Here is an 18,300-nt window from a genome sequence, read left to right on the forward strand (position 1 = left end):
CCGGGTCAGCCCCGGGCCACCGCGATCGCCCCGGCGAGCCGCTCCCCGGCCTCGTACACCATGTAGGGCACCCCGCTCTGCGTGCCGAACGAGGGGGCGGCCGCCCGGCCGTTCTCCGGGGCCGAGGCGCCCGAGTTGTAGAAGACGCCGAGGTGCTTGCGGAGCGAGAAGTCGGCGCCGACCTCCGTGATCATGAGGTCGCCGCCGCTCTCCTTGTCCTTGTTGTAGACGACGTAGGCGGAGCCGCCGCGCGTGAGCAGGTGCGGTCCGCCCACATTGACCGCGTCGACGTCGGAGTGCCGCACGAGCGGGGTCTGGTCGAAGGTCCAGTCGCGGCCGTCCGCCGACCAACCCCAGCAGATGTCGCGGTGGTTGGTCGTGTTGTTCAGCATGAACAGCATCACGTAGTGGGCGCCGCGAGCCGGCAGCTCGTGAGCGAAGACACGGGCGTACGAGGTCTCGGTGGTGCCCGCCGGCATCATCGACGTCGACAGGACCACCTTGTCGTACGTGAAGTGGATGCCGTCCTTCGAGCGGGCGAGCCGCGTCGTGGTGTTCTCGCCGTGGAAGTACAGCCAGAACTCCCGGTGTTGGGGCATCCACTGCACATGCGGTGAGGAGACGTGGCTGACCGAGTAGTGCGGGGACCAGTCGTTCGACACGATCGGGTTGTCCGGGTACTCCGTGAACGGGCCCTCCAGCGAGTCCCCGTACGCGAGGCAGATGCCGCCGGGCGCGTCGTGCGGCGCGTAGTACAGGTAGTAGCGGCCCAGCGGCTCGGCCAGCTTGTCGAAGACGCCGCGGACCGTCGGGAAGATGATCTCGCCCGTCGGGTTGTACTTGAGGTCGGCGGGGGAGAGTAGCGTGCGGACGTAGGTGTAGTCGGGGAATCCGCCCGGCGCGGCCGAGGCCGAGGGGACCGGGAGCCCGCCCAGGGCCATGGCGGATCCCGTGACGGCGGCGGCGCGCAGGAAAGTACGACGTTGCATGAGCGCTCCTGATGTCGAGGGGTGGCGGAAAGAGGTCAGAGGTAGGTCGCGGCCGTGACGCACAGACCGCCGAGCGCCACCACCCACACGTACGGCAGCGTGCGCACCATCACCTGCTGCGGCGAGACACCCGCGTACTGGGCGCTCCACACCGTCTGGGTGCTGGTCGGGTCGGCGACGCCGAAGACCTGGTTGTACGAGGTGGCCATGCCGAGGACGGCGACGGCCGGGTAGATGCCGGTGGCGATGAGGACGCCCGCGATGCCGGCGCCGAGGCCGAACACATTGAGCGGACCCCGGTACAGGCACAGCGGCACCAGCACGGTGAAGACGAGGACGAACAGCACCGCGTTCTGCGGGCTGACCGCCTTCAACAGTGGTTCGAGCGCGTCGACCGCGCCCGGCAGGTTCACCGCGGCGAGCAGGATGCCGATCGCCACGAACAGTGTGATCGGCGGGGCCGCCACCTCGAAGCCGCCGTACAGGGTGCGCAGCAGGCGGCGGTTCATGTCGCGCGGCCGCGTCGTCGTCACCAGCGCGTACAGCACACCCGCCAACAGCGAGGGAATGATGGCCAGTTCGAAGCCGAGGGCCAGTACCAGCGGAACGATCGGCGTCAGGAGCGCGTACCACGGGGCGTCGCCGAGCGGCTTCCGTTCGCGCGCCCGCGGCTTGTCCTGGACCGACCGCAGCGACCATGTGTGCTCCACACCGCGTCGCCGCGACTCGATCAGCACGTAGGCGAGGGCCGCCACGAGCGCGAACGGGAACAGCTTCACCATGAAGCCGCGCACCGTCGGGATCGGCAGGTCGAGGGCGGTGGAGAAGAACTGCCACACCGGGAGCTCGAACGGGATGCCCACGGCGATCCCCATCAGGATCGTCCCGGCGGCCGTCACCTTCGGGACACCCACCGCGATCATCGCCGGGATCCCGATGAGCCCGGCGAGCATCGCCGCGGGCGCGGACCCGGTCACCGTGCCCACGAGCGCCGACACGACGAGCACTCCGAGCGCCACGAACACCGGCCGGTCACCGCCGAATTCGACGATCTTACGGACCAGGGTGCCCGCGATGCCGGTCTCCTCCAGGAGCTTGCCGAGCCACGAACCGAGCAGGATCGCGATCATCGTCGCGGCGAGCGCCGGGGCACCTTCTTGGAGGACCGTGTCCAGGACACTGTTCTTGCCGGTCAGCGGGGCGCCCGCAAGGAACGCGATCACCACGGCGAGCAACACGAGGGCGAACGCGGTGGGGAGTTTGCGGCTCAGCATGGCGGCCACTCCGGCCGCCATGACGAGCAGGATGACGACACCCATGTCACTTCTCGCTTCTGTCGGGGTGTACGGCTCTAGTGGGTTGTACGGTGCCGGCGTGTTGTGTCACGGCCGTGGCAAGCGCCTCCGTGAGCAGCAGCGGGCTGCGGCCCAGGCCGCAGGCGACACGCGCATAGGCGTGCGCGGCCAGCTCGTCGGCGCCCGCGACATGCGCGTACACGCGGCGCCGCCCGAGCCGCAGCGCCGTGTGGCCGAGCGCCCGCTTGAACTCGGCCCGCACGCGCGCGTGGTGGAGATGTTCGTGGGCCCGCTCGTGGGCGAGCGCCGCCGCCCGCACCGAACCCTCCGGGAACCAGGCGCGCCAGCCCCGCTCGTCGATGAGCCGTTCGGCGCGGTCGATGGTGTCGACGTACAGCTCGATCTGCGCGGGCCGCGACCGGAAGCGGGCAAGAAGCCCTTCGGTGAGGCCGCCGTCGCGCTCGACGATCCGCGCGGTCATCGCGTCGGGAACCAGGCGCGCCCCGAACTCCTCGGCGGCGAGCGCCCATTGGCGCATCAGGAGCGGATCCCGCCCCTCGTGCGTCGGGGTGCCGGCGAGCAGCCGTACCGCCAGGTCCAGGTCGTGGTCCCGGCCGGCGCCGCCGCTCATGCGCGGGACTCCACGACCGCCACGACCGGCTCGTCGGCCGCGCGCGCCCGCAACTCGCTGCGCGCCAGGGCCAGTAGCGCCTCGGGTTCGAGCACCCCCGACAGATCGGCGATCCGGCCGCCGACGAGCAGCCGCACCGCGGGCGCCCGCGTCCCGCCGTCCCCGTACGAGGTGGCGTCCCGCACCAGCGCCGCGAGCGCCTCGCCGGCCGCGCCCACGGTCGTCGTCTCCACCCGCGCGTCCGGCGCCCCGAGCCGCACGACACCGTCCGCGTCGACCACCCGCACCGGCCGCCGCGTGCCCCGGAGCCGGCGCCGCACCTCGGTGCCGTACACGGTGTACGCGTCGGTGCCCGCCAGCACGTCGACGGCGTCCTGCTGGGTCTTGAGGCTGGTGGCGGCCGCCTTCAGCCGCTCCGTTTCGTCGGCCCGGTGCGCCCGGTCCTGCGTGCGCAGTTCGGTGGCGCCGGTGGCGACGGCCCGCACCGTGCTGGTCTGCGGGTCGACGGTCACCTCGACCTCGACACCGTCGGCCGCGGCGCCCTGCGAGACGACCGCCCGCTCGGCCTCGGCGCGCACGGCGAGGATCTGCTCCTGCGTGGCACCCGGCACGATCCGCTCGACCTGCTCGCGCACCAGCGCGAGGGCCACGCCGATCGGGCTGATCACCTCGCTGTGCCGGGCGATCCGACCTTCCATGTCGGTGGTCGCCGCGAGATGCGGGGTCACGGACGCGGCGCCGCCGCCCCCGCCGACCAGGACCGCGGTGTCGCGGTCGAGCCGGTAGTCCTTGACCATCGCGTCCACGACCGCTTGCACCGGCGCGGCCCCCGCGTCGAGCACGGCACGCGCCGCCCCCGCCACGTCGGTGCCGAGCCGGGCGGCCAGCGGGGCCAGCGCGGCCCGCGCCACCTCCTGGTCGCAACGCGCGAAGTCACCCTCGGGCACCCGCCCGAGCGCGTTCGCCGCACACGTCATCGTGAGCGCGAACCGGCCGCCCGCCGCGTCGAGCACCACATGGTCGTCCGGGTCGCCGGTCATCGGCGTCACCGTGGCCAGCTTCGCGTCCCGCAGATCGTCGAGCGTGGCGAAACACGCGTACGGAAGCCCGGCGATGTGCGCGCTGCGCGGCCCGACGCCCGCCACCTTGTCCTGTCCAAGACGCACCATCGAGCCGCCGCCGACCCCGACCGTGCGCACATCAAGGGCGTTGAGATACGAGGTCTTGCCGAGGATCGTCGCGTGCCGCACGGCGACCTTGCCGCGCCGCACCACACTGATGTCCGTCGACGTGCCACCCGTCTCCAGGAACACCCCCTCGCTGATCCGCTCCTGCATCAGCGCGCCCGCGACCCCGGCCGCCGGACCCGACAGGACGGTCAGCAGGGGCCTGCGCCGCATCTCGGCGAGCGACATGACACCGCCGTCGCAGCGCATCACCATCAGCGGCGCGTCCACCCCCGCCTTGGTGATGGAGGAGTCGACGAGTTCCGCGGTCGCCAGCATCCGCGGCAGGATCGCCGCGTTCACCACCGCCGTACGCGTCCGCTTGTGCAGCCCGTACAGCGACGTGATCTCGTGGGCGGCCGCCATCGGCAGCCCTGAGGACTGCGCCGCGTCGAGCACGGCCTGCTCCCCGTCGGGACGGTCGACCCCGAACGGCTCGGTGGCGACGAGGACTTCGGCGCCCTCCTTCTGAACGCGGGTCACGGCGGCCCGCACCGCGTCGGTGTCGAACGGGTCCGGGACGTGGGCGTATGCGAGCGGCAGTTTCTTGCCCGGTGTGAGTTCCAGCTTGCCGAGCGCGGCGAGCCGCCGGGTCAGCACCGCGCCCGCGCCCGTGCCGATGCCGATGAGCCCGACCATCGCCACGTCGCCCTCCAGGAGCGCGTTCGTGGCCTGCGTCGTGCCGTGCGCCAGGAACGTCACATCGGCCGGAGTGCGGTCGACCTGCTCCAGGAGCCGGTCGAGTGCCTGCACGATGCCGTGCGCGACACCGTCCTCATGATGATGGCTCGTGGGCACCTTCACCTGGCCCACCAGGCCGAGCGTCGCCGCGTCGACGGCCACGGCGTCCGTGAACGTGCCGCCCACGTCGATCCCGACGCGTATCCGTGTGCTCATGTCGTACGCACCTCCTTGTGCGTTGTCGGTCGGAGCGCTGGCCGGTCGGTCAGTAGCCGCGCACATCGGGCCAGTGACGTTGCACACCCGACCGGTCGAGCAGCCGCCCGAACTCGTCGAACCACTTGTCCTCCGCCTGCACCTGATGCGGCGTCACGTCCTCGGCGAGACAGTGCGCGGCCAGCGCTCCCGCGACCTCGCCGATGTTCCACTCCACCGGGTGCAGCCGGTAACAGCCGTTGGTGATGTGGGTGGTGCCGATGTTCTTGCCGGCCGGCAGCAGATTGCGCACCCGCCGGGGAACCAGCGCGCCCAGCGGGATCTCGAACGGCACCGAGCCGACGTCGATGTAGTTGTCGCCGCCGGTCGAGGGGTGCAGATCGATGCGGTAGTTGCCGACACCCACCGAGTCCCGGTAGCGCGTCCTGCCGTACGGACCGACGACGTCGATGGCGACGTCCTGCTCCACGACCGTCGTCACCGCCTTGATGCGCCGCGACTCGCGGACGTACGGCGCCTTCGCGAGGCCGTCCGTCGTGCCGGTCACATCGGGGCGGATCCGCAGCCCGGGGAAGCCGGTGCCGCCGTCGGCGCGCGGGGCCCCGGTCTGCAGCCAGTACAGGACGGACAGCGACAACTGCCGCGCCTCGCGCAGCGCTTCGGCCTCCTGCCCGATGTACGGCTTCAACCAGTAGTCGTTCAAAGGCCAGTTGACGAGCGTGATGTCCGAGTCGAAGGCGCCCGGCTGATGCAGCTTGCGGGCGAGGATTCGCCGGAAACCCCACAGTTCCTTGTCACCCGCGTCGGCGCTCTGGTCAGCGCTCACGGCCAGCGGGTCGAGCGCCGGGTTCGGCACGAAGGTGCGGGGGACCGGTGCGAGGCTGCGCGGGTCGGGAGCCTCGAAGCCGAGCAGCGGGCCCGGCCAGAAATCCGGCCGGTAGGAGCGCCAGAAGTCGTAGTCCTCGGGCCGGTCGATGGTGTGGTCCTCACCCTCGTGGTGCGAGAGTGCGAAGCACACCGTGATGCCCTGCTGATTGTCCGGCTGCGCCTCGGCGGGAGCGTGCGGCTCACCGAACTCCCCTTGCGCCTCGGCGCCGTTGGCGTGCTCGACATCCGCGAGGGCGAGCAGCTCGCCCGTCTCCGTGGCGTCGATGACATAGGGAGGAGTGAATCCGCGGACGATCCCGGTGCGCAGATCCTGCACGGAGACCGCGGTGATGACATCGTTGTCCGACTCGGCGGACACCGCCCGGTGCTCCGTCAGAACGGTCAGCAGCCCGCTCGCCCGGTACGGCGCGAGCATGCCCTCCAGGACGGCGAGCGCGATCCGCGGCTCGTGACACAACTTGCTGACCCGGCCCGCGCCCGGGTTGAACTCGGGCAGGGCGAGCGCCTCGCCGCGCAGCGGATACCACTGCCGGTAGTACGCGCGGATGCCCTCGCGCAGCGCCCGGTACGAGGCCGTCGTGCCGAACTGCTCCACCCACGGGTGCTCGTCCGGCGGCACGGCCTGCGCGGTGAGCTGCCCGCCGATCCAGTCGGTCTCCTCGGTGAGCACGACACGGCGTCCCGCGCGGCAGGCGGCAAGCGCCGCGGCGACACCGCCGAGGCCGCCGCCGACGATGAGGATCTCCGGTTCGGGAAACACATGACTCCTTCGTGCTGTGCGTGCGCGTGTCGTTGTGTACGTGTGTCGCTATGTACGTGTGTGGGGGTGTGGCTCTGTGGGTGTGTCGCTTACGGGCGGGGTGCCGGCCCGGCCGTGAGTCCGGCCCGGAACTCGCAGGCCACCAACGGCTCGTCCGCCTCCTCACCGGCCACCTGGGTCGACAGCAGCCGTACCGCCGCCGCGCCCAACTCGTGCCGTGGCACGTCGAACCCGGTCGGTACGGGACCCGCGGCCAGCTCCGGCGGCGGGCTGCCGAGCAGCGCCAGGGAGACATCCCCCGGACACGAGAGCCCGGCCTCCGCCACCGCCCCGCTCAGCGCCTGCCACGCCGCCCCGGTGTCCGTCTCCTCGGCGACGAACGCCGTCACGCCGTCCGCGACCAGCTCCCGGACCCGCTCGGCCGTCATCTCGGCCACCGGGTCCGCGCACCGCAGCACGGAGCCGGGACCACCCGCGAGCCCCGCCCCTTCGAGCCCGTCGAGGAAGCCCTGCTGACGGTCCGTGGAGGCGGGGGCGTCGTCGTCCTCGCGCACGAGCACGATGCGGCGATGCCCCAACCCGGCGAGATGCGCGACCACGTCGCGGCTCGCGCTCACGTAGTCGGCGCCCACCCAGGCGAGCCCTTCCAGCTCCTCTCTACGCCCGAGGTGCACGACCGGGAACCCGTCGGCGACGAGCCGCTTCAGTTCGGCGCGCGGCACATGCCGGCCGAGGAAGAGACAGCCGTCGGCGAGCCGCACCCGGCTGAGCGCGTCCGGACCTCCACCGCTGGACGCGGTGAAGAGGACCAGGTCGTAGCCGCGCGCGGCGGCCTCCTGCTCCACACCCACCAGGAACGGGTAGTACGAGTGCTGCACATCGGTCGGGAACGCCGACGTGAAGCTGAAGACGCCGAGCAGGTTGTTGCGGGCGGCCGCGAGGCGGCGGGCGGCCGGGTCGGGAACGTAGCCGAGGTTGCGCGCGGCTTCGAGGACGCGCTGCCGGGTTTCCTCGGAGATCGTCGCGCCCTTGCCGTCACGCCGGGCGTTCAGGACCAGCGAGACGGTCGCCTGCGACACACCGGCGAGCCGCGCGACCTCGGCCTGCCGGGGACGGGACTTCCGGCCCGCCGGAGCCGGGGCACGCCCCGGCTTTGCCCGCTTCCTGGGTTGCTCCACGCCTGCCGCTCCTCGGGGTGTCCGCCGTTGGTAATGCGTATTAGGTAATGCGCATTAACGGGTACTGTGCGGGCGCCTCCCGTGCGGGGTCAAGGGGTTGTACGGAGATTTCTGATGCTCAACGAGAGTGCTGCGCACACCGGTTGAGCACGCCGAGGAACCCGGCCGCGGACGGCGACCGGGTTCCTCCAGAGACGGCGATACGCAGGTCAGCGCACGGAGAGCCGAACCAGGCGCGCGTCCGTGGCCCGCTCGCCGGTCACCTTGAAGGCGACGTAGCGGGCCGTGGCCGAGCCGAGCGACAGCGCCCGGTCCGGCCGCTTCCCGTCGAGGCGGCCCGCGAGCCGGTAGTCGAGCCCGTCGGTGCTGAGTTCCACCTCGGCGGCGGGCGCGTCGCCGACCGTCCACTGCGCCTCCACGGTGCGCAGCGCGACCTCTTCGCCGAGGTCGACGACCAGCCGACCACCGGGCCCCGGGCGCCACGAGGTGCCGGGGTCGCCGTCCACCGCTGTCGCCGGGTCGGACATGCCCTCGGGCAGCGGGCTGGTCGGGAAGACGGTCCGGCCGAGCGCGCGGTCGTCCGACGGGAAGGCGGTGGCGCCGGGGAGGTGCAGCGTCGTCTCCCGCGTATGGGACACCGTGGCCACGGCGTGGCGGCCCTGTGCCTCCACACGGACCCGGCAGGCCGCGCCGGAGAGCCGGAGGGTGGCGCCGTCGACGACCCGCACGCGCAGACCGGCAGGCAGCCGCCCGCCCGGCAACGGAGCCAGCGTGAACCGGGGAGCGAGCAGCACCGTCTCGGCCGCGTCGAGGTCCGCGCGGTAGGTGACACCGTCGTCGGTGACGCTCTGGTCGCCCTGGAACACGGTGCGACGGTCGCCGGACTGCGGGACGTGGGCCGTGGTGGCGACCCGCTCGCCCGACAGGTTGAACAGGCTCAAGTAGCCGTCTGTGTAAGCTACTTGGACCTCGTCGGCCTTCGTTGTGGGGGCGGGCGTGCGGGCGACCGCGCGCAATGCGCTCGCCGACGAGTCGGCGAAGCCCTCGACCACGACGGGCGCCGCCGGACCGTCGGACGCCACGATCGTGTCGCCGAACACCGTGAGCGGGTGCTTGCCGCCGCGGACGACGAGTCCTGCCCTGCCGTCGACGTCGAGCCAGCCGCCACGGCTGCTCACGTCCGGCTCCGGCCAACTGGCGAGGTCCTCCCAGGTCTCGCCGTCGGACGAGCCCTGGATGAGGTAGGCGCGGCCCGCGGCGGCCTCCCAGCGCAGTGTCACCTGGTCGATGTCGTGCTTCGCGCCGAGGTCCACCGCGAGCCAGCTGTCCGCGCGCGGACGGTCGGCCTTGGACACGGCCCACCGGGTCGCCGGGGCACCGTCGACGGCGAGCCCCGGCCCCTTGCCCGTTTCGCTCGACGACGCGGTCGCCGCCGCGCCGCGCGCGAGGTCCGCCCCGTCGGCGCCGTCGCGCACCTCCAGGGCGAACAGCGAGTACCCGTACGTCGGATCGGGCCGCACTCCGAGCATCCGGATGTGCCGCACGGCCGTGCGCGGGACATCGACCTTGTCGACGCGCGCCGCCGTGCCCGAGCCGTCCTGCGCCCGCACGGAGACACTGCCCTCCTCGAAGCGGTACGTACGCGACCCGTCGAGCCCCGCCATGCCCGGCATCGTGAGGTTGTGGATCTCCAGGTGGCCCTCGCCCGCACCGGTCCCGGTCGTCGCGTAGACGACCGAGCCGGTCGGGAGCGTCGCGAACCCCGCGTAACCGCCGTCCAGTTGGAGGACGCTCGCGCTGCCGTCGAGGCCGTCGCGCAGGGACTCGTAGAGCCGCACCGCGCGGTGCGTGACCGTGCCCTTGGAAGAGGGAAGGAACATCGGCGTCGCGCCGCTCAGCTTGAACAGCCAGTCGTCGTGCCCCGGCTGCCAGGCGAACTTCACGAAGTCGGGCTTGCTGACGGTGCCCGCCCAGGCGGCCGGTGTCTGGTGCGAGACGAGACCGGGCCCGGTGCCGAAGTCCGTGACCCCGGACGCGTGGGCGAACAACTCCTCCGCCGAGTACGGACGGACCGGATCGCGCCCCTCCTCCGCCGCCCACACATGCAGCAGATAGCTGATGGCCAGCTCGGCACGCGCCTCCGGCTCGTACTTCGGTTCCCCGGAGAACTTGGCCAGACGGTGCTCCGGCGGATACTTCTGGTACGCCTCGAGCCGCTCGGCCAGCGCCTGTTCGGCACGGGCCGCCGCCCGGTCGCCCACCACCTGCGCGAAGAACGCGAGCGGGATGACGTCCCGGCCGTACAGGTGCTCGCGGTCGTTCACCATCGGCATCAACGGCTCACCGGCGTCGCTCATCACACCAAGGAGCGTGCGCCACAGCGGATCCGCGTTCGGCTGCTTCGTCAGCACCTCGGGCAGCGGCCGGCCCGCCGCCAGGAAGTGCGCGGCGTTCCGTCCCGAGGTGCGCCACAACTCCTCCTGGTAGTGCGGGCCGAAGGAGCCGTGGTTCTCGACGATGAACGTGTCGTACAGGTTCCTCGCGGTGTTGCGCGAGACGCGCACGCCGTCGACGACCGCCGGATTGGCCAGGTCGGCGGGCGGAAGCCCGGCCTCGTTGCGCGACCACGTGCCGTAGCCGGACTCCCAGTCGCCATGGCGCGGGTCGTCGGGGGCCCAGGCGAGGGCAGGCGCGAGGGTCTGCGCGTACAGACCCATCTCCTCCAGCTTGGTGTCACCCACGTGCCCGCCCTTGAGGCCGTTCGGTGTCCAGTCACCCGAGTCGGGGTCGTCACCCGTCCCCAACGACGTGGTGTACGCGGCCTGTTCGCGCGTGATGGTGTCGATCCGGTCGCGCGTCGTGTCGTCGAGCTCGTCCCACAGGAGGCGCGCGGCGAGCACGAAGTACGACTGGAAGGTGGTGTCGAAGAACAGCTTGCGGCCCCATTCGGTGCCGCCCGTGAGCCGGTTCGACGCCGCGAAGTGCCGGATGGTGGCGAGCGTGCGCGCCTTGAGGGTGTCCCGGTCGATGCCGGCCCGGTCACCGTCGTACGTGCCCTGCGTCAGCAGGACCGCGTTGCCGAGGACGACGGCGAATCCGAAGTCCTTGGCCGTGTAGTGGCCGAGCGTCGCGTCCCACTGGGTCTCGGACCAGCGGGTGTGGTCGAGCAGCACCCGGTGGTACGTGGCCGCGATGCCGTCCGGGGGAGCGGCCGAACGGCCCGCCGCCCGCGCCGGGTTCGTGCCGGCGAGGGCAGGGAGTGCTGCCATGGCGCCGGTGAGGCCGACGGCCTGCAGGAACCTGCGGCGATGGAGCTGCGGGAGGTGGTGCGGCATGGCCAGGACCTCTTTCGCGAATCACGAGACAACGTTGTCAGGTGGAAGGGGCTCAGTATTCGATCTCTGTCGGCGGGCGTCAACGGTCGGACGGGGAGGGCGTGATGGCCTGTACGTGCCCACGGACGAGATCCTGTACGTGCCCGCGGACGAGACGTCGTCCGCGGGCAGGCACAGGCCATCACCGAGGTCAGTCGCGGGTCCGGGTGAGGATCGCGCGGAGTTCGGGCACGGGGAGCTTCGGTTCGCGGTCCGCCGTCAGCAGGCCGTTGACCTCCTGCTCGGTGTCGGTGAACTGGGTGTAGCAGAAGCCGGCGAGCCCCGAGTTCACGGCGGCCCCCACCAGCGAGGACAGCCGCTCGGCGAAGTCCTTGTCGGTGGCGACGGTGTCGTAGCCGAACCACTCGGCGCCCTCGGCCGGTTCGAAGGTGGCGCCGCCGAACTCGCTGAGCACGACCGGCTGCCCCTGGTGGCGCACCCCGTCCAGCGTGAGGCGCCGGACGCCGGGCCACTGCTCGGTCAACTCACCCTGGCGCAGGGACGCATGGCCGTAGCGTTCGCGCAGCACATCGGCGCTCTGCGTGTAGTCGTGCACGCCCCACATGTCACCGGCCGAGATCTCCCAGCCGTCGTTGGAGACGGCGGGCCGCGAGGGGTCGAGGGCCTTCGTCAGGTGGTACAGGGCGTCCATGAAGTGGCGCTGCTCGGGGACGAGCGCCGGATTGGGTGCGGACCAGGATTCGTTGAGGGGAATCCAGGCGACGATCGAGGGGTGACTCAGGTCGCGCGAGACCGCCTCGGTCCACTCGGCGACCACCCGCTCGACGGTGGTCGTGGAGAACGCGTACGCCGACGGCATCTCGCCCCACAGCACGAGGCCGAGCCGGTCCGCCCAGTACAGGAAGCGCGGATCCTCGATCTTCTGGTGGATGCGCAGCCCGTTGAGGCCGATCTCCTTGGCCAGTTCGGCCTCCCGCCGCAGCTCCTCCGCCGACGCCGCGAGGTGCGAGCCCGACCAGTAGCCCTGCTGCAACGCGAGCCGCAGGAAGTACGGCTTGTGGTTGAGCAGGAAGAGTCCGTCGTCCCAGCCGATGTCACGCAGCCCGAGGTACGACGAGACATGATCGACGGCCGCGCCGTCCGCCGCATCGTCGATGTCGACCGTCGCGTCCACGAGGTGCGGGTGCTCCGGGCTCCACAGCACACCGTCCAGGTCCTGGCCGTTGCGCAGCGCGGGCACCGCGATGTCGAACGTCGTCTCCTGTCCTTCGGCGAGGGTCCGCTGGTCGGCGAGGACGCGCCCGCCCAGCGCGAGCCGCACCGACACATGCACGGGCGACGCCGGCCACCCGCTCAGGCGCACCCGGCAGCGGACGCGGGCGTTCGCGACATCGGGAGTCCAGTGCAGCGTCGTCACGTGAAGTTCGGGCACCTCCTCCAGCCACACCGGCTGCCAGATCCCCGAGGTGCGGTGGTACCAGATGACGTGCGGGTCGTGGTGCCAGTCCTGCTTGCCGCGCGGCTGCGTCACGTCGAGCGGCTGGTCCTCCGCGCGCACCACGAGGACGTGCTCGCCGTCCCCGTCGAGCACGTCCGTGACATCGCAGGAGAAGCCGGTGTGTCCGCCCTCGTGCCGGCCGACCAGGCGGCCGTCCACCCAGACCTCCGCACGGTGGTCGACCGCACCGAAGTGCAGAAGCAGGCGGCGGCCCGGGGCGGGCCGTGTCACGTCGATCGTGCGCCGGTACCAGAGCACGGGGTGGAAGCCGGCGTCCCGCGCCCCGGACGCCTCGGACTCGGGCGGGTAGGGCACGGTCACGACGCCGGTGAACGGCGCGGTGACCTCCGGGTCCATCCAGCGCTCCGCGCGGCCGCGGTCGGCGTCGTCACGGGCGAACCGCCACGGACCGCTCAGGTCGTGCCAGTCCGGGGCCCGGACGAGCTGCGGCCGGGGGTGTCCTGCGACGTCGTGGTGGGTGTGAGACAAGGAGAACTCCGGTGGTGTGGTGCGCTGTTCAGGGGACGGGTCGGGGTGTCAGGGCGCGGTGCGGACCGTGGGGGAGCGGAGGTCGACGGCCGTGGCGGCGAAGGCCAGCGGGCCGGGCAGCAGTGGGACGAGCATCGGCATCGCCCACGCGAGGAGCGCGGCCAGGACCACGGCGCCCGCGAGGAGCAGGCTGCCGCGCGGATCGGCGACCGAGCGGACGAGACTCTCACGGGCGGACAGCCGATGCGGTTCCTCCAGCGCCGTGGCGCGCAGCCCCACGACCGCGGCGCCCAGGGCGAGCAGCAACAGGGCGGGTGCCAGCACCTGCGCTCCGGGCAGGTCGGCGCCGAGCAGCCGGCTGTCGAGGAACAGGAGCAGGGCGAAGAGCGGCGGGACGAGGCCGGCCAGCAGCGTGCGCGCGCCGAGGCGTGCGCGCAGCTCACCGACGTATCCGCGGACACTGATCTGGACGCCGCTGCGTGCCGTACCGCGCAGCGTCGCCGACGCGGCCGAGAAGGCTGCGGGCGCCGTGACGACGGGCAGGCAGGCGACGCTGGTCAGCAGGCCGACGAGCAGCATGTCCGCGAAGAGCGAGAAGCCGCCGCCGAACACCTCGCCGGGCTCCCGGCGTTGCCGTCCCGTGCCTCGTGGCGCGACAGGTGTGTGAGTCATGTGTGTGTCTCAGCCCTTCAGCCCGGAGGTCGCCATGCCCTGGACGAGATAGCGCTGGAAGACGAAGAAGAACAGCACGATCGGCAGGACGGAGATCACCGACATGGCGAACATCGGCCCGTACGCGGAGGTGCTGCCCTGGTCGACGAAGCTGCGCAGGGCGAGGGTGATGGTCGACTTCTCCGGCGAGAACAGATAGATCATCTGCGTGAAGAAGTCGTTCCACGTCCAGATGAACGTGAAGATGGCCGTGGTGATCAGCGCCGGACGGCTGAGCGGCAGCGTGATCGCCCAGTAGGTGCGGAACGGGCCGCAGCCGTCGATCCGCGCCGACTCCTCGAGCTCCCGCGGAAGCCCCCGCATGAACTGCACGATGAGGAACACGAAGAACGCCTCGGTGGCAAGGAACTTCGGCAGGATCAACGGCCAGAACGTGTCCGTGAGGCCGAGCCGGTTGAAGATGATGTACTGCGGGATCAGTACGACGTGGTGCGGCAGCATCAGCGTCGCCACCATGAACCCGAACATCGGCTTGCTCATCCGGAACCGCAGCCGCGCGAAGGCGTACGCGGCCAGCGAGCAGGACAGCACATTGCCGAGAACGGCGCCGCCGGCGATCAACAGGGTGTTGCCGAGCAGCCGGCTCACCGGCACGCCCGACACCCCGTCGAGCGCGGTCGTGTAGTTGCCCCACTCCAGGTGGCTGGGCCACAGGTCGAGGCTGGCGATGACCTCGTCGGCCGGCTTCAGCGACGTGGCGAGCAGCCAGGCCAGCGGGTACAGCAGCACCAACAGGCCCACGGCGGCGATCGTGTGCGGCACCCACCGCTTCGCGGCGATGTTCATCGGCCCTCCTCGTCGGCGTAGAAGACCCAGGACCGGGACGTCCGGAAGAGGATCAGGGTGACCACGCCGATCGCGATCAGCAGCAGCCAGGCCATCGCCGAGGCGTAGCCCATGTGCGAGGCCGTGAAGCCGCGCTCGTACAGGTACAGCGTGTAGAACAGCGTGGAATCGGCGGGCCCGCCGTCGCCGCCACTGACGGCGAACGCGGGGGTGAACACCTGGAAGGAGTTGATGACTTCGAGGACCAGGTTGAAGAAGACGACCGGGGACAGCATCGGCACGGTCACCGACACGAACTGCCGCCAGCGGCCCGCCCCGTCGAGCGCCGCGGCCTCGTACAGATCGGGCGAGATCTGCTGCAGACCCGCCAGGAAGATCACCATCGGCGCGCCGAACTGCCACACCGTCAGCAGGACGATCACGTAGATCGAGAGGTCGGCGTTGCCCACCCAGCCGCCCGTGTGGATGCCGATCGAATCCAGCGCGCGGGAGATGGTCCCGCCGTCGTTGAACAGCACACGCCACACCAGCGCGATGGACATGCTCGCACCGAGCAGCGACGGGGCGTAGAACGCGGAGCGGTAGAAGGCCCGGCCCCGGCTGAGGTTCTTCAGCAGCATGGCCGCACCGAGGGCGAGACCCAGCTTCAGCGGGACGGCCACGACGACGTACAGCATCGTGGTGCCCACCGAGCGCCAGTAGCGGGGGTCGTCCGTGAGCATGTCGGTGTAGTTGCGCAGGCCGATCCACTTCGGCGGGTCGAACAGGTTGTAGTCCGTGAACGACAGATACAGCGACACCGCCATCGGTACGAGCGTCAGCACGACCGCGCCGATCATCCACGGCGAGAGGAACACGTAGGCGGGCCACTGCTTCTCGCGCACCCGGCGGACGCGGCCGCCGGACGTCGACCGCTCGGGGTCCTGGTGTGCGGGGGCGGGCGCCTTGGTGGTGAGTGCGCTCATGACCTCAGCTCCTTGTTGGCCTCGTCGACGAGTTCGCGCGCCGCCTGGCGGGGAGTGGCCTTGCCGTACATCACGCGCTGGTACACGCGGTTGAACGTGGGCTGGATCGCCAGGTCGGCGGGCGGCGGGGCGGTCGGCGGAGCGTCGAGGCCGTACTTCTCCATCGTCTGCGCGTAGCGGTAGATCTCCAGCTCGGGGCCCTTGAGGGTCTTGCCGACGCGTGCGGCGATCGTCCGGTTGGGCGGGGTGGACCGGGAGAACCCGAGAATGTCGCCGACCCGGCTGTCGTTGAGCAGGAAGTCGACCAACTGGGCGGCCTCCTTGGGGTGCGCGGAGTGCGCGCCGATCCCGACCAGCATGCTCGGCTTGAAGTACGCGCCCTGCCTGCCGTCGGTCGTGGGCACGGACGCGTAGTGGATGTGGTCGCCGAGCAGGTCGACATAGCCGGGGAAGGGCGCGTCCCACGTGAAGTCGGAGGCGGCGAGGTGGCGGCCCATCGGGGTCATCTCGGTGTTCTTGGCCTGCACGGAGTCCCGGGGCTCGGCGACCGCGCCCGCCTTGCGGAGGCGGTCGTAGAACGTCCAGAACTCGGCGAGATCGTCCTCGGTGAAAGCGAGTTCGGTCTGGCTCTTGTAGAGCTTCCCGCCGCGGCCGCGTAGCCAGTCCTCGAAGATGTCCTCGTTGCCGCCGCCGTCGTTGGAGCCGCGCAGCGTGCGGCCGTCGGGGGCCTTCAGGCCGAGGGCGGTGATCTTCTTGTTGGCCTCCGCCCACTCCTGCCAGGTCCAGTCGGTGGGAGGTGTGCCGATCCCGGCCCGCTCGAAGATCTTCGAGTCGTAGGCGAACCCGGTGATGCCACGGCCCATCGGCAGGGCGTACTGGCCACCCCGGTACGTGCCGGTGCGCAGGAAGCTGTGGTCCATGTCGGACGTGTCGATGGTCCCGCGCTTGATGGCGTCGTCCAGGGACAGCAGCGCGTCACCGCCGGCGTACTGGGACACCTGTCGGTAGTCGAGCTGCACCACGTCGGGGATGCCGCCGCCCGCGGCCTGCGTGGCCAACTTCTGGAGGTACGCGCCGAATTCACCGTTCGACGTGCGGACGGTGACGCCGGGGTGCTCCTTCTCGAAGAGGCGCACCGCCTTCTCGGTGCGCGCGGCACGGTCGTCATTGCCCCACCAGGAGAACCTGAGGGTGACACCGCTCGACGTGCCGCCGCTCGCGGTGGAACAGCCGGACAACGTGCCGGTCAGCGCGGCACCGACCCCGGCGGCCGCGGTGGTCAGGACGGCCCGGCGGCTGAGATGGGGGCGCGGGCCGCTTCGGGGCTCGGGCATGGGAGACCTCTCGTGAGGCAGGCGTGTGGGGCACCGGGGGTGGCGCGCAGGGGCTGCGACGCGCTCCGACGGCTGCGGATTCCAACGTTGTAACCAGTGGGTGTCGTCGAGGTCAACCCTCTGACGTAAATGAACGCGGACCGGAACCAGGGCTGTGAATGGCGGGCGCCACGTGCATAATCAGGGGCAACAACATGAGGGGAGCCGGGCAGTGGCAGCAGTGACGCTGAAGGACGTCGCCGAGCGGGCGGGGGTGTCGATCAAAACGGTTTCCAACGTTGTACGGGACGCGCCACGGGTCTCGGAAGCCACGCGGACCCGCGTGATGCGCGCTGTGCAGGAGCTGGGGTACCGGCCGAACCCCTCGGCCCGCAGGCTGCGGACCGGGCGCAGCGGCCTGATCGCCCTCGCCGTCCCCGACCTGGCCACGCCCTACTTCGCGGAACTCGCCCACCATGTGCGCACGGAGGCGGCGGCTCTCGGCTTCACCGTCCTCATCGAGGAGACCCTCGGCGACACCAAGGAGGAACTGCGCCTCGCGACGGGCGTGGGCGCGTCACTCCTGGACGGTGTGATCCTCTCCCCGCTGCATGTCTCGCCGCACGAACTCGCCCCCGTCACCGACCAGTTCCCCCTCGTCCTCCTCGGCGAGCGCAGCTACCAAGGCGACCGCGTGGTGGCGGACCACGTCCTCATCGACAACGTGGCGGCCGCCCGCGAGGCCACCGCACACCTCGCGAGTCTTGGCCGCACCCGCATCGCCGCGATCGGCGTCGACAAGGCGGGCTCCGCCACCAGCCGGCAACGCCTGGAGGGCTTCCAGCAGGCCCTGCACGACGCGGGCCTGACCTACGACCCCCGCCTCGCACCCCAGATCAAGGACTTCGACCGCCGCAACGGCCTCCAGGCGATGCGTACCCTCACCGCCCTCCCCGAGGATCAGCGCCCGGACGCGGTCTTCTGCTTCAGCGACCTCCTGGCCGTCGGAGCCCGCCGCGCCCTGCACGAAGCGGACCTGACCATCCCCGGCGACGTGGCCCTGGCCGGAGTCGACGGCTCGGAGGAGGCCCTCTACGGCACCCCGTCGCTGACCTCGGTGGTCCCCGACAAGTCGGCGATCGCCGCGCTGGCGGTGAAGTGCCTGGTCGACCGCGTCCGTGCGGAGGACCCCCCGCCGTTCGAGGTGCATGTGGCGCCGCATTGGCTGGAGGTGCGGGAGTCGAGCGGCGGCGAACGGAAGCCGTTGGAGCCCTGAACGCTCCTGCTCAGCCACGCCGTTCGCCCCTCGTTGGAGTCT

13 protein-coding genes are annotated in these 18,300 nt (G+C 71.3%); 1 reads left to right on the top strand and 12 read right to left on the bottom strand.

The genetic code is table 11. The features are described 5' to 3' along the window. Positions 1-5: 5 nt before the first annotated feature. From OG746_RS45055 to OG746_RS45110, 12 genes are all read right to left on the bottom strand, one after another. Positions 6-989, bottom strand: coding sequence for a twin-arginine translocation signal domain-containing protein (locus tag OG746_RS45055; RefSeq protein ID WP_266725388.1), 984 nt, complete (start codon positions 987-989; stop codon positions 6-8). Positions 990-1,024: 35 nt separating this feature from the next. After that, on the bottom strand, positions 1,025-2,308 hold the full coding sequence (locus tag OG746_RS45060; protein WP_266725390.1) for a TRAP transporter large permease subunit: 1,284 nt from the start codon (positions 2,306-2,308) through the stop codon (positions 1,025-1,027). Position 2,309: 1 nt separating this feature from the next. Next, entirely contained in the window at positions 2,310-2,915 is a 606-nt protein-coding gene (locus tag OG746_RS45065; RefSeq protein WP_266725392.1) for a hypothetical protein, read from the bottom strand. Continuing rightward, positions 2,912-5,038, bottom strand: coding sequence for a hydantoinase/oxoprolinase family protein (locus OG746_RS45070; RefSeq protein ID WP_266725394.1), 2,127 nt, complete (start codon positions 5,036-5,038; stop codon positions 2,912-2,914). The genes OG746_RS45065 and OG746_RS45070 overlap by 4 nt, the downstream gene beginning before the upstream one ends. Before the next feature lie 49 nt (positions 5,039-5,087). After that, entirely contained in the window at positions 5,088-6,686 is a 1,599-nt protein-coding gene (locus OG746_RS45075; RefSeq protein WP_266725396.1) for an FAD-dependent oxidoreductase, read from the bottom strand. Positions 6,687-6,775: 89 nt separating this feature from the next. Beyond that, positions 6,776-7,864: a LacI family DNA-binding transcriptional regulator gene (locus OG746_RS45080; RefSeq protein ID WP_266725398.1), complete on the bottom strand. Its 1,089-nt coding sequence runs from the start codon at positions 7,862-7,864 to the stop codon at positions 6,776-6,778. A gap of 209 nt (positions 7,865-8,073) precedes the next feature. Beyond that, positions 8,074-11,199, bottom strand: coding sequence for a discoidin domain-containing protein (locus OG746_RS45085; RefSeq protein ID WP_266725400.1), 3,126 nt, complete (start codon positions 11,197-11,199; stop codon positions 8,074-8,076). A 190-nt stretch (positions 11,200-11,389) separates the two neighbouring features. After that, a complete protein-coding gene (locus tag OG746_RS45090) occupies positions 11,390-13,186 on the bottom strand; it encodes a sugar-binding domain-containing protein (RefSeq protein ID WP_266725401.1) in 1,797 nt (598 codons plus the stop codon). Positions 13,187-13,234: 48 nt separating this feature from the next. Further along, the gene (locus OG746_RS45095) at positions 13,235-13,858 is read right to left on the bottom strand and encodes a hypothetical protein (RefSeq protein ID WP_266725402.1); all 624 of its coding nucleotides are present in this window, start codon (positions 13,856-13,858) and stop codon (positions 13,235-13,237) included. A gap of 9 nt (positions 13,859-13,867) precedes the next feature. Further along, on the bottom strand, positions 13,868-14,704 hold the full coding sequence (locus OG746_RS45100; RefSeq protein WP_266725404.1) for a carbohydrate ABC transporter permease: 837 nt from the start codon (positions 14,702-14,704) through the stop codon (positions 13,868-13,870). After that, the gene (locus OG746_RS45105) at positions 14,701-15,669 is read right to left on the bottom strand and encodes a carbohydrate ABC transporter permease (protein ID WP_266725406.1); all 969 of its coding nucleotides are present in this window, start codon (positions 15,667-15,669) and stop codon (positions 14,701-14,703) included. The genes OG746_RS45100 and OG746_RS45105 overlap by 4 nt, the downstream gene beginning before the upstream one ends. Next, positions 15,666-17,003 carry an ABC transporter substrate-binding protein gene (locus OG746_RS45110; protein WP_266725408.1) on the bottom strand — a complete coding sequence of 446 codons (1,338 nt, stop codon included), beginning with the start codon at positions 17,001-17,003 and terminating at the stop codon, positions 15,666-15,668. Before OG746_RS45110 ends, OG746_RS45105 begins: the two co-directional genes overlap by 4 nt. A 211-nt stretch (positions 17,004-17,214) precedes the next feature. Here OG746_RS45110 and OG746_RS45115 point away from each other — a divergent pair, with 211 nt between their 5' ends. Then, complete coding sequence (locus tag OG746_RS45115) at positions 17,215-18,258, top strand: LacI family DNA-binding transcriptional regulator (protein WP_266725410.1); 1,044 nt, start codon at positions 17,215-17,217, stop codon at positions 18,256-18,258. Positions 18,259-18,300 lie beyond the last annotated feature (42 nt).

It is taken from the genome of Streptomyces sp. NBC_01016 (assembly GCF_026341035.1).
GTDB lineage: Bacteria > Actinomycetota > Actinomycetes > Streptomycetales > Streptomycetaceae > Streptomyces.